This window comes from Ruminiclostridium herbifermentans (genome assembly GCF_005473905.2).
Taxonomy (GTDB): domain Bacteria; phylum Bacillota; class Clostridia; order Acetivibrionales; family DSM-1351; genus Ruminiclostridium; species Ruminiclostridium herbifermentans.
The window spans coordinates 4,301,650-4,315,751 of sequence record NZ_CP061336.1 but is presented as its reverse complement, the minus strand read 5'-3'; the positions used below and the strand labels follow the sequence as shown (position 1 = coordinate 4,315,751).

At 32.8% G+C, this 14,102-nt stretch carries 8 protein-coding genes; 6 read left to right on the top strand and 2 right to left on the bottom strand.

Annotated elements, in window-relative coordinates; all coding sequences use genetic code 11:
* Window positions 1-278 precede the first annotated feature (278 nt).
* Entirely contained in the window at window positions 279-1,997 is a 1,719-nt protein-coding gene (locus EHE19_RS17580) for a glycosyl hydrolase family 28-related protein (protein WP_137697403.1), read from the bottom strand.
* A 789-nt stretch (window positions 1,998-2,786) separates the two neighbouring features.
* A complete protein-coding gene (locus tag EHE19_RS17575) occupies window positions 2,787-3,521 on the bottom strand; it encodes an NAD-dependent protein deacylase (protein WP_137697402.1) in 735 nt (244 codons plus the stop codon).
* A 1,008-nt stretch (window positions 3,522-4,529) separates the two neighbouring features.
* Here EHE19_RS17575 and EHE19_RS17570 point away from each other — a divergent pair.
* The 6 genes from EHE19_RS17570 to EHE19_RS17545 all read left to right on the top strand — a co-directional run bounded on the left by EHE19_RS17570 (window position 4,530) and on the right by EHE19_RS17545 (window position 14,084).
* Window positions 4,530-7,589 (top strand): S-layer homology domain-containing protein, encoded by a 3,060-nt coding sequence (locus EHE19_RS17570; protein WP_137697401.1) that lies wholly within the window; start codon window positions 4,530-4,532, stop codon window positions 7,587-7,589.
* 43 nt (window positions 7,590-7,632) lie between these two features.
* A complete protein-coding gene (locus tag EHE19_RS17565; protein WP_137697400.1) occupies window positions 7,633-9,225 on the top strand; it encodes an S-layer homology domain-containing protein in 1,593 nt (530 codons plus the stop codon).
* A 161-nt stretch (window positions 9,226-9,386) separates the two neighbouring features.
* The gene (locus EHE19_RS17560; protein ID WP_137697399.1) at window positions 9,387-10,880 is read left to right on the top strand and encodes a S41 family peptidase; all 1,494 of its coding nucleotides are present in this window, start codon (window positions 9,387-9,389) and stop codon (window positions 10,878-10,880) included.
* Window positions 10,881-11,632: 752 nt separating this feature from the next.
* Complete coding sequence (loaP, locus tag EHE19_RS17555) at window positions 11,633-12,154, top strand: antiterminator LoaP (RefSeq protein ID WP_137697398.1); 522 nt, start codon at window positions 11,633-11,635, stop codon at window positions 12,152-12,154.
* 508 nt (window positions 12,155-12,662) lie between these two features.
* Window positions 12,663-13,337 (top strand): YveK family protein, encoded by a 675-nt coding sequence (locus tag EHE19_RS17550; RefSeq protein ID WP_137697397.1) that lies wholly within the window; start codon window positions 12,663-12,665, stop codon window positions 13,335-13,337.
* A gap of 12 nt (window positions 13,338-13,349) precedes the next feature.
* Complete coding sequence (locus tag EHE19_RS17545) at window positions 13,350-14,084, top strand: CpsD/CapB family tyrosine-protein kinase (protein WP_137697396.1); 735 nt, start codon at window positions 13,350-13,352, stop codon at window positions 14,082-14,084.
* Window positions 14,085-14,102: the final 18 nt, after the last annotated feature.

Below are 14,102 nucleotides of genomic sequence, written 5' to 3'. Positions count from 1 at the left end.
GTATATTATCGGAATTTTATATGAATAGTTAATAACACAAATATTAGCAGACCTAAATGATGTGAACTAAAATGTTATAAATTAATCTGCTTATTAGTTGCTGAACGATAGTAACATTATGGTTATAATTTGCTTATTTGTTGAAGCGATAGGAGAGAATGAAAAATGCATAGAAATAAAAAACTCAACTTTTCCAGATATAAGTTTAGCACCAATAAGTGTAATTCTGAAAAATTGAGTTATTAATTTTAGTTGATAAATATAAAAACCAGTTCAAGCTATAAATTGACCTGCTGCCATTTATTTGCACCATTGCCTAAGGCTATCTTCTTCCAGCCTGTAACAGGAGATTCTGTAGAATCCCAGCATATATGTCCCACAGGTAAAGCATCTTGAATTTCGTTATCAATAATTCTCCCTGGATAGAAGGTATCAAACCCAAAATCATCTATTCTGTTACCTTGTGATAACGCTAGTATTACACGTCCATCTAGATATCTTCCATTACCAAATTTCATATTATTAAGCAAGGTTATTGTGCCTATAGAGAAATAAAAAGCAACTGAACTCGGATGGGTAGTGTTTATTATATTATCTGTGATAATATCTTTAGATGGTGCAGTTGCTATTTGAATTCCTATTGCTGAAGGATCATCAGGAAGATAGATTTTATTATTTTGGATGGTATAAGTACCTACTTTATTAATTAATATTCCTCTTAAGCAATTTTTGATAATATTATTGCTCAAAAAGGATGAATTTCTAATTGCTGAACCGCCTGAGTATGTATTTCCGTATAAATTATTATTAAATACATTTTTACAATCTGCAATATTTGCTTGGGAATATAGTCCGTTTACTTCATTTCCTTCTACGTCCCACATTTTATAAATGCCAAATTTAAACGGTTTTTCTCCAGTATTAGAAATAAGATTATTACATACCTTTATGTTTTCTGCAATTCCTAAATCATTTCCTAATATACCAACTGCAAGGGAATTGGTTATTTCTGTTTTAAACTTAATAATATTTGAAGATATTAATATGTTTTTAATTATATCTGTGTTTGAAACTGTACCACCTATAGTAATTACACCAGCTTCAATTTCTTCTATTTCGAAAATATTATTGCTAACAATAACATCTTCAACTCCTGCACCCTCTATTCCTGTGTTATAGGTCCTTCCAAATATGGCAAGCACCTTAGACTGAGCGGCAGTCGTACTTTTTAAGGTGAAAAATTTATTATTAGTTATATTTACTGATTTGACAATGCCATCTCTTCCGTATAGCCCCAAGGTTTCATCGCCGCTATTAATAATAAAATCATTATTATTAATGTTTATATTATAGGTTTTGTTAATTTCATTAGGCTTATCGGTAAGATTACAAATCCAAACACCACCGCCCTTATCAGTGCCAGTTAGATTAGTAAATGTGTTATTTTGAAGTGTCAGATTATAATTGCAGGAAAATACATATAATGCAAGGGAATCTACAGTTCCTGACATATCAAATTGGCATCCTTCAATAAATACACCATTTGTATTGGAGAGAAAAATTATTACTTTTAAATCAGCATTTGTAGTGGACTTGGCAAAAATTAAATCACGTATAGCAAAACTATCTGCTGTAGCTTGGTTATACGTGCGTTGATTATGTTCATTCCACATAGCTGGATGATAAACTTTATTTGGATTATTTGGTTTTGTACCAACGAAGGTATCGTCAAATATTAATTGACTGCTACCCTTGATGCCTAAAAGATTTACTTTATTTCTAAGTATAATATTGTTTTTTACCAAATAAGTTCCATTGGGAAAAAATACTGTGCCTCCGCCAATAGAAGCTGTATGATCTATAGCGTTTTGAATGGAGGTAGAATCATCTATAATTCCGTTGCCAACTGCACCGAATTCTTTAACATTAGTAATTTTATCAGCGGACCTTATTCTATCAGATGAATGAAATGCCTTGGAAAATAAATTAATAGGCACTAATTACTCCTCCTTTATTGAGTTTTATTTGCCTGGAATTACTTCAATCCTTATAGATTAAATATTATTTAACTCAACATTTCATTGATAAACTCTCACACCTCCAATTCAACTGTGAAAGTTGAGTCGCGTAAATTTAAAACCTAATATAGAATACAGGCTATTACATCCTATGTGCTTTTTGATAAATTCGTGCAAAAAATATACAATGAATATGCTATGTTTCCAAATTAAAAATTTGTTTAGGATATAAATTTTGGATATAAATTTCGCATATACTTTGTATGCTGGGATTAAAATAGTCTCGTAGTTTGCTGTAAAAATAATACCTGATTGCTTTTTTGCCAGCAAAAGAGCATATTTTCAATAAATTAAGTTTTGATTGGGCAGCAAAAGATGATATTTAAAATGAGTAAAGTATTGATTGGCAGCTAAAGACTAGGAAAGAGGCCTTTACTGATTAGAATTGATATAATAGATAAACTATAGTAGAATTTTATGTAAATAAAACTATATGGATGGTGCTTTGAATGAAAACTGATATTACACAAGAACAGTGGACAAAAATAAAGGAGCAAGGCAAATTTAAATATTTATTGTTTCATTGGATAATAACGGTCTCTATACCATTGGGGATTTTTATCCCAATATTGAGAGTTCTGATAAATGGGAATTTTACATATAGACAGTTTATATCAAATATCATAGTTAGTATTACGTTATTTTGTGCTGTTTCAATTGTCTTTGGATTGAGAAAATGGAAGAAATATAGCAAAATGTTTAATTGATTTACAGCATATTAACAGCAGTACTTAAAACCTTTCCAATAGAATCGTGAATTACTAAATCAGCTTTTGAGTCATATTGGGTAGTGCTTTTGTTTATTAAAATAAGATTTTCGCCTCCAAAATAATTTATAAGTCCAGCTGCAGGATAAACTACTAATGATGTTCCTCCAACTATAAGGACATCAGCGTTTTTAATAGCATTTACTGCGCCATTTACAATATTATCGTCCAGTGGTTCTTCATATAATACAACATCAGGCTTAATTATGCCTCCACAATGGGAACATAGAGGAACTATATCATCAGAATTAATAATAGCATCTAAATCATAAAAAGCATGGCAGCCAATGCAATAGTTCCTATGCACAGAACCATGTAGTTCAAAAACATTTTTACTTCCTCCAAGCTGATGCAAACCATCAATATTCTGAGTTATAACGGCTTTTAATTTACTCATGCTCTCAAGCCTAGCTAATGCAATATGACCAGCATTGGGTTTTGCATCCTTAAAAATCATTTTCTCTTTATAAAATCTATAAAAATCATTGGTATGAGAGACAAAAAAACTGTGTGAAAGCATTGTTTCGGCTGGATACTCGTAACCAGTGGAGGTTTTATAAAGTCCATTCTGTGAACGAAAATCAGCAATACCAGATTCTGTGCTCATTCCAGCGCCACCGAAAAATACAATGTTATCACTGGATTCTAAGACTTTGGACAATTTCTCAACACTCATGAAAAACATCTCCTTGATTAATTTTAATTAGTTAGCTTTATTATTTTTCTAACTCAAAAATCTGTTGATGTTCAAGCTTATCAATGGTTTGTTGCCAAAACAAATCGAAAGTATAGTTTACTTACATGGTGCGATTTCGAGTCTCAAAAAACGCAAGCTTTTTTCACGCAACTAATTCATGCAAATATTTCTAATCCAACTTTCCATTGATAAGTTTAATACCTGCGATTTTTAAATGGGAAAGTTAAATTAATTACTAGACAACAAGCCATTGGTAAACTTGAGCAAGGCTCAACTTATAATAATTATCACATACTTTTTATGGAAATAAAAGGAGTGGGGGTGTTCTGCTTAAGACTTTGATTTTGATAAGTTAATTGTAATATAATAAGAGAAATATATAATTTAAGTAATTTAATAAATGCTGTAGAAAAAAGAGGGCTAATTTTTCTTTACAATGAAAGATGAAGTTTTATGTGTAGAACATATTAATTAATATAAAAATTTATTGAAGATAGAATATCATAATTTCGAACATAGGCTATATAAACATTTCCAGTATTTGTATCTATTAAGCATATACATATTACTATAGAAATAGTATATAATTTGTAACATAGTAGAAGACTTTTATAGAAAATAATTGATATTTTTCAAATGTTATATATTAAATAAGCGCAATTTATACAAAATCTAGACAGATAGGAGTTTAAGATATAAAAATTGACTCGAAAACGAATATACTATAAAACTTCTCATTTTGTAATGAAACTTTAACACAAAAATCTATAAAATAAGCCGATAATATAAACAAGAAAAGTATAACGAGGCAAGTACATATCCCCAGCTTCTATAAGCAGTGGGAACCGCTTTGATTTTAAAATGTTTTGAAATCTCCAGCCTCGCTTACGCGCCGCTGATACTAATAAAATTTTCTATAGTCAAAAAATTTTATTTTAAAGCTTGGTGCGATAAAAAATTACTATATTAATAATAGGGGCTAAATATATGACTTTTTTAAAATTTTTCAAACAAAAAATTAAATATTCAGACCAAAATATAAGCAACAAAAAAAATTCTCAAAGGCTGTCAAAAACTATTGCAGTAGTGCTCAGTTCAGTACTGATTTTTCAGACAGGTTTAGTGAGTGCTGCTGTAGCAGATGAACAGGTATCAAATGCTTATAATGCTTCAAAAAATGGTCAAGCAGTTATTAGTAATTTGAAATATACAGATATCAGCAAAGCTGGCTATGACCTTAAGGATGCTATATACCAAAATGGTGCTCTTGGAATATTCCCATCATTAGGGAGCACGGTATTTAACCCTAATGGCTCTATTTCAAAGGAAATGGCACTTTATCTGGTGTATATGGCAGCAAACAGAGCTCAGGATATTACAACACAAGGACAGACACTAAATGATTCCAGACCTGCTGCACAGAAAAAGACCAGCCTTCAGTCAGTTCTATATGATGGAAGTCTCCAGTTAGCAGCAAATGAGGGATTGATTAGCTTACAAGATTTGGCCGATGCAATGCAAACAGATCAGACAAGCTTGGAGGCTTCAGCTTTTAAAAGAAGCTCAGCTGTAACGAGACAGGAGTTTGCTACATGGCTTGCAAAGGCGCTGATGCTGTTACCTGTATATAACCAACAGGAATTGTTCAACAGCTTTGCAGACTGGAAAAGTGCAAAGGCAGAAAATGTACCCTACATAGAAGCTATACTTGAAAATAATATTATGAGTGGCGACGGCAGAGGAAACTTTAATCCAAATCAGGCCGTTACACGGTCACAGGTTGCTAGAATCTTAAAGAACGCTGAGCATGTGATTTTACCACTTCGCAATATGGAAAAGAGAACAGCAACAATTGAAGAAAAACGTTCAACAAAAGATACCTCAAAGGGATATCAAATAGATTATAATACATACTATGTCCGTAATTCAGACGGACTTCTTGATACAATAACAGTAGAAGCTCAGTATCAAAAACCTACAACAACCTCAAATGAACTTACGGGAAGTGCCCAGGTTTCCTCCCGTACAGAAATACCAGTGTACAAAAACGGAAATATTACTAATTCTAATAGCTTGGCAGTAGGAGACAGAATTGAATATATTGCTGGCATTGAGGACATGACAGTGCAGTATGCACGTGTGCTTTCCAGCAACAAGGAGATTGGCTATAAGGCAGCTATTGTAAACAGTGTAAATAGTAATGGCAGAACAATTAATATTACACCTCTTAAGCAAGAAATTGAATATCCAAACCAAGATGTTGCAGATCCAAAACCACAGACATATGCTGATGGAAGCATTGTATATGAAAATAAATCATACTCAAACGGTGTCATAAATGCGCTGACTAAGGCAAAGGTTGAGGTTTCAGACATAAAACCCGGAAGCATTGTTATTATAGGTTTAAAGCAGGATATGATAGTTGAAATAACTCCTATAACTGTTAAAAAGGAACGTGAGCAGGGCTTGGTCGCAGGAATAGTCGAGGAAAATAATCCTCAGCTTGGATACATAACACTTTACAATGAAGATGGAACTGGTAAGACTCCATTAGAGACATCTACACTTAGAACCTTTAATTATGCTGATCCAAATGCTGTAGAGGTCTTTAAGAATCATGTGCCAGCAGAATTAAGTGATATTGAGCCGGGAGATACGGTGTTCATTAGGATAGATGATAGCGGTGCTATTTCTTCCATCAGTGGAGTCCCTAACTACTCAATATACTATGGAAAGATAATAAACAAGAAGATTAACACAATTACAGTTGAAACAGAAAAGGGAAAACAGCTGATTTATAGTACAAACGGTGTAAATGTAATTAAGGAAGGAAAGCTTACAAAGCTAAGCCAATTACAAAATGGTGATAAGGTAAAGCTTATAGTTAACGTTGCTCCAAATGTTACTGTGCTAAAAGAAATAGTAATTGAAGGCGGGGACAAGCTGGTAGCAAATGTCTATAAGGGAACATTTGAAGGCTATGATGATTTATCAGACAAAATTGTGCTTAGTAATCCATGGACTCTCTATAAGGGTCAATGGATAAAGAACACAACAGATCCTTTTATGACAATAAATGTAGGCAGCAATTTTAAGGCTTATTTCGACGGAAGTGAAAGAACTATTTCAACATTAAATACATATTTGAATGGAAATACAGTCTATGTAGTCAGCGAAAAGGATTACGGCAATGGCGAAAATGGTGTTGCAGCAAGCTTTATTGATAATTCAGACAAAGAAGTTGCATACAATGACAAGGTATATAATACTACAAGTTCCAATAGTTTTACACTTGAAAAATCCTTAGATAATATTGCTATAAATAATGGAACAATTGTTGTTAAGAATGGCAGGCTGGTACAGGGTGGCAGTGTGGCACCTAATGACTATGCATATGTTATGGCTAACAGGGACGCTGAAACAGGAAAGCTAATAGCTGGAATTGTTTCAATAGAGGACAGACCAGGAGCTGAGGCTATCCAATTATATAGAGGAAGAATTCGCAGTATTAATGAGTACAAGAGTGTCACTTTACAATCCTATGCAAGGCTTGAAGGTACAAACTGGAACTATGCAAATACTCCAATAACCTTTAATTTATCGGCAGACACTAGAATTACTGATACAGATGGTATAATAGGGCAGGGTGACTTTAGCATCTATAATGATGATGGCACTTTCTATGATAGAACTATATACATATTAAGTGATGGTGTAAACGCAGTTGAAATAAGCACTGCACCTTACGGTAATTTCAATATAACAGGTGTTGTGGCAAGCATGTCAGGAGAGACAATAGGTGAGGATGGAAGTATTCTTAAACAAGCTGATGCAATAGCATTACGTAATTGTAAATATTATGACGCAACCAAGCATTTATGGGTTGAAATGAAGGACAGTAATTTCAAGCTTTTGACAAATTCTTTAATAATAAAGAATAATAAGAGAATAAATCCTTCTGAAATTAAAAAAGGTGATAAAATACGAGTCCTAAAGAAAGATAATACCACAACTGGAGATGCGTATATAGTTATAGTTGAAGAATAGAAAGATTGTAGTAAAAAATCATATAAAGTGGGGGTTGACTATTTTGCAAAATTTATTAAAACGAATTAAGGTAAAAAAATACATATGCTTAGGTTTAGCAGTTACAATGCTATTATCTCTGACTGCACCGGATATGACATTTGCAAAGCAAGGAGATAGCGGATATGACGGCGGTATATCATCGGGGGAAGTGCCCACTGCAACTACTTCCACTACTACCTCCAGCAAAGTTGAGTATGATTATCAGGAACCATGTTTTTTGAGCGGTGTGCCTATAATCCTTAGCGGAACTGTGACAATATCAAAGAAGCTTAAAGATGATACAAAGACTAATACCCAGACATTAACTTCAACGTATACATATTCTTTAGCTAATGGAGATAATAAGCTAACTCGTACACTTGTATATGTTACAACAATTACACCGAAGTCAAATGGTCAGAAGACAGAATCAACTACATTGTCCAAAGCCACAGAAACAGTGACTTTAGGCGGTGATAGATACATAATATCAGGTACAAATGACTATGTGCTGTCTAAATCCAATCTTATTGATATGAAGCCTGCAGTCAATTATTATAATGGCACACTGAGAAGCAAGAAAACATATCATATTGGAAATGCAAGAAGTACAGATACTGTTGTTGTAGAGACATCTGGAAATTATTCTGGCTATGACGAATACTGGAGCTCAGCTGAGGCGCAAAAACTAGAACAGACTATTTCCTATCGTAAGCCGGGAAAGACAGTTGGAAGTATTGGCAAGGTAAGCATAGATATATCCACTACAACCAAAAAAGAACTGAAGTATGATGAAAGTATTGCTGAACAAACAAGTGTTGAGGGTGGTTATATACAAACACAAAAAAATGAGAATATTTTGAAATATACTGCAAAATTAAGTGAACTTGATAAAAATAAGGTTCCTACTACTAAGGTTAACACTTATACAAACAGCTTAAAGCTTGAGAGTTTTCCAACACAAATAAGCTTAATTTCTCCAAACTTAAAACAAATAAGCGGACATCCTTCAGAAGAAAGTATTTCTCTTATGTTTGGATTAGAGGCATTTAAGGAGAATGAAGCAGCAAGCTTTGATCCACAGGAATACATGAGCAGAGCTGAGTTTATAGATGCTTTTATAAATGTTGCAAAGGAAGTTCCTGTTGACCCAGTATTTGTTACTAAAAAGAAAACAACAACAAATAAAAAGAATGTAGAAGTTAAATCCTTATTTACAGATGTATCCACAAACCATACTTTTTTCCAGGCTATAAATGAAGCTGCAGAAAGAGGAATAGTTTATGGTAATGGAAAAAGCCAATTTAGACCTAGCGATTTAATAACTATGCAAGAAGCGGTTACAATGATGATAAATTCGTTGGGGCTAAATGGCCTAGCTCCAAATCCTGCACCAGTAACAAGCTTTACTGATAATGACAGTATTTCATCATTTGCTAGACCCTCAATGTATGTTGCAGAGAGACTAGGTTTGATTGAAGAGGACTCCAAGGGTTATATTTATCCAAAGTCTAAGGTAACAAAGGCAAAAGCTGCGGAAATGATGAAGGCATATATAGAGTATATGAACAATGACATTAGAAGTGAATATATGGACAAGATATTGAGCTATTAAATTATATAAAATTATTGGGGCTTGAAGGCAAAGAGCAAGTATTGTAGCCGACACAGCCCCATTTAGTTTCTAGTTATTTGCTTTAATAGAATATGGGGAGGTGACTGTCCATTCTATTTCTTGTATATTGTTAATATATAAAAGGTTTATGGACAAATATTATGATAAACTTAAAAAAAATTACAGCATTAGCGCTGTCTATAGCAATGGCCTTTACAGTGGTTAGTTCTGCTGCATTTGCTGTTGAAATACTGCCTCAGAAACAAGAAACGAGATATAACGATGATTATTTAGAAAGTGTCAGGAAACTGATAAAGCAGAAATATAGTGGTAGCATAACTGATGAGGATTTAAATAAACCAACTGTCGAGGAGATTTTTGACACTTTAGATAATTATTCAATCTTTTATAGTCAGAGGGAATTTGATGAGTTTATGAATTCTCTTGGCGGTGAAGTTCATGGCGTGGGAATATCCGTCGAACAAATTGGCGATTATGTGACCGTTATCAATGTAATTGAAAAATCTCCAGCACAGAAAGCTGGAATTCTAAATGGAGATAAAATAGCTAAGGTAGATGGAATATCTGTAGTTAAATCAAAGCTTGATGATGTTGTTGCTAGAATTACAGGTGAAGTTGATACAAAAGTAAAGCTTAGTATATTGCGACAGAATGTAAGCGGAGAGATTACATTTGAACTAAAAAGAGCAAAGCTTGATATTCCAAGTGTCAGTTATGAAATAAGAGGGGATATTGGATATATCTTGCTAGATATGTTTTCTGCAAATGCCTATAGTGGAATCAAAGAAGCTCTTAGTTATTTTGATAGTAAAAAAGTGACAAAAGTTGTGTTGGATTTGAGAAATAATCCTGGTGGACTTTTAGATCAGGCCGTTGCAGTTGGGAAACTTTTTGTACCAAAAGGTTTGATTACAAAGCTGGATTATAAGGACGATAAGCTTAAAGATGAGGAATTCTATTCAGATTTGAAAACTATTAAATACAAGCTTGCTATTTTAGTAAATGAAAAGTCTGCAAGTGCTTCAGAAATATTGACAGGAGCAATTAAAGATACCAATGCAGGAGTTATTCTTGGAAACAAGACTTATGGAAAGGCTAAAGTACAGAGTGTTGTACCAATTTTAACACCTGAAGCCTTTGAAAGGTTAAATAAAGGAAGCGCCGAAAAAACAGTAGACGCATTTGCTTTTCCATATGCACTAGATAGTGACCTGCTAGGCTGGGCTAAAATGACTATGGGTATGTATTACACGCCAAAGGGCGAATGTATTGACCAAAAGGGCATTGAACCGCATATTTATGTTAAGGAAGGCAGTATAAGTGCAGATAATATTAGGGTAAATGAAATAAAGCCCCTTAATGTAGCAATTAAGCCCGTGCTTAATACAAAATGTAACGATGTATTTAGTGCAGAGTGCATTTTAAAGCTTTTGAAATATGATGTGGATAATCCCGATAATATTCTAGATAAAAAGACAGTTGTAGCTATTACAAAGTTCCAAATAGATAATAAGGTTTATGGATATGGAGTATTGGACTATTGTACACAGAACCTTTTAAATGAAAAGCTGGATAAATTAAAGGAAACGCAGGATGCTGTTTATGTAAAAGCAGTTGAGGTATTAAAAAATTAAAAAGTCACCATTTTACATAGCTCTTGGATGTGGGAGAACATCAAGGCTGTGCTGTCGAAAATAGAAGTAAATAATTCAAAGAGTAAAAGACAATATATTTTAATTGTTTTTTGCTCTTTTTTGTTTTTTGAAAAATTGGTTGTGAAATTAATAACAGAATTTATATTTAATTATTATGGATTATAATTCAAATAAATTGCATAGACATTTCTAAGTATTTGAATTAGATATTGAATCACATAAGTTAATCAAAGGCAGGATTAATGCATGTTTGGTGTCTTTAAAAAGTTCACTTTTACGAGCTTGTTCTAAATTTTGAAAGTGCATCTCTAATTTATATTTCCATTAAAAGGTTTTTTAATTTTGTAATTTATTAATTTCTTTATATCAAATAGTTACAGCTAACTACTGAATTTATAATAAATTTTTATATCTTTAAAAATATAAATGTTGAAGAATTTTATTATTGTGTGGGAAATGGCGAAAGCATTAAATTTACAAATGAAAGATTCGGTGTATAATTTCAAATTGCAAGCGATTTTCCAGTGTCTAACCGTAAGTGCTTTTGAAAACATAGGTAGAGTATGTTGCCAAAGAGGAGGTATACGTCTACAAAGCAGAGGTTTTTCACTGTTAATTACGCAATGCTATTTATACAATGATTTTTACACAAAAGATGAGAAGGTGGTTAATAGGCTTTACAAAGCAAAATCTTAATAAAAATAAAAATTTAACCACCGTTGGGGTTAAAAATGGATACAAAAGATGAAAGAAAATGGTATGCAGTATTTGTTACCACGGGTGAAGAGGACAAGGTTAAGGAAAGAATTCACTTTAGAATGTATGATGAGTTAAAGGCACTTGTACCAAAGAGAAGAATGAGAGAAAGAAAAGAAGGTAAGTGGCAAGAGAGGATTAGACCTCTTTTTCCAGGATATGTTCTGCTAAATGGTCAAATAAATAACAGAACATATAACTTAATTAGCGACATTCCAGGTGTAATCAGGCTTCTCAAGGATACTAACGGGCCACAAGAAATTCATGAAAACGAAATATGGGTTTTACTCAGATTAATGGCTGAAAATGAAGTCATTGGATCCTCAAAGCTGTATGTTCAGGATGAAAAAATTAAGGTTATAGAAGGACCGCTTATGGGTTTAGAGGGTTACATAAAAGCAGTGAATAAGAGAAAAGGAAGAGTAAAAGTATTTCTAAGTCTTATGGGAGAACCACGAATAGTGGAACTATGTATAACAATGGTTCAGCCAGCATAATATTTCTAATGCTTAGTTTAACTGTTTCGGCGTTAAGCAAGCAGACGAATGTCATATAGGGTTTAAATCTTAGACTATGGGATTAAGAAGATATTAAATTAATCATACAGGATAAATTTAAATAGGATTTAAACCAGTCAGAGAATTGGAATAAGCATTTTATTCCAAATGGTGAAGCTTTGCCTTTTTACAGAAAAATATTGCAAAAAGCAATATTCACAAAGCCTTTTGGCGCGGGAATCCTATCAAAAGTTTTTCTAAAAGCTTTAGAAAACAAGAATTGGTTTATTTAACTTCAAAAGTTGAATAATTAATATCTAAACTTCGCAGCTATATATAATATAAAATGTCTGTTTTACGATGTGGATTTTAACTCGAGAGTGGAGCATTTAAGCACCTGCTAAACTTTCAAGTTATTTTTCTAAGAAAACATTGACTATTCTGCTGCACAAATAGAGTTCTATGTGCAAAAACTTGAGTTAATAAAAAGAGTAAAGGAGAAATATAAATGGAAATACGTAGATTTTTAAATTCTGTACAGAGAATGTTTTGGTTAATTATATTATTTGGAGTAATTGGAGCAGGTATTCCTGCATATTTAAATATTGTTAAAGCCACTCCAATGTATAAAGCAGAAACAACTATATATGCAATGAGTAAAAATAGTACGGCTGATGGCGGAAAAGGACTTAATTATCAAGATGTTTCTATAAGCAGGCAGTTGGTTTTTGATTACCAATATGTTTTAACTAGCCAAAAGGTTATTTCTTTAGCAAACAAGCTGCTTGAAGAATATAAATTATCACAGGAACAATTGATAAGTATGATAAATATAACGCCCAAAGATGAATCAAGTGTTATTGCAATAAGTGCTGTTTCAAATGATGCTAAAAAATCTGCCGATGTTTCAAATGCAGTAACTGAAGCATTTATTTCTCAATTAAGTGAAATGACAAACAGCAATATTATTGGTGTTCTTAATGAAGCTGAAATTCCCAAAGCACCAATTGATAATGGGGCAACTAAGAAAACAATAATGGGCTTCTTTGTAGCTGAAATAATTGCCTTTTTCATTATTTACATTAGAGAACTATTTGACATGAAACTTAGGTATATTGATGATATTGAAGACGTACTAAAAATAAAAGTGATAGGAGCAATTCCTAAATACAGTATTAGATAGAGGAGGTTTGCAATGGCAAACATAAGATTTCATTCATGCTTACAAGAAAATCAGGCAGTACGAGATGCATATTCAATGCTATCAGGAAATATTCATTTGGGAAAAGAAAATAAAGATTCGAAGAGCATTGTTATTACAAGCTCTGAGCCTAAAGCGGGAAAGACTTCAATAGCAGTAAACCTTGCAATAACATTAGCTATTTGGGGAAAAAAAACTATACTGGTTGATGCAGACATGAGAAAAGAAACTACTTACGTGTCAATACCAAAATGGGTAAGTAATTTAGGACTGGCTCAATATCTAAGCGGTCATGCTGAGTATGAGGAAATAATATGCTATACAAACATAGAAGGGTTTAAGTATTTGCCCAATGGAGGTGTTGCGCTAAACCCAATTGGAAATTTATGCTCAGAAAGGTTTAATACTCTGCTTGAAAGGCTAAAGGAAGAATTTGAATACATAATATTTGATTCTCCTTCCCTTGATACAATATCTGATGCAGTTATAATTTCTACAAAGGTGGATTCTGCTATCTTGGTTGCAAAAATAGGAAAATCAAATCTTAAGGCAATTAAGAGATCAAAAGAAAAATTGGAAAAGGTAAATGCAAATATATTAGGTGTTGTAATAAATGATGTTAGTAAAAAGCATTATAAGCAATATTTGAGTTCATATAAATATTTGTATAATGCTAGATGCAAAAATGAAAAGAATGAAAAGCCTAGTAAAAATGCTGTATTGGCGTAATGAATTTATACATCAAGG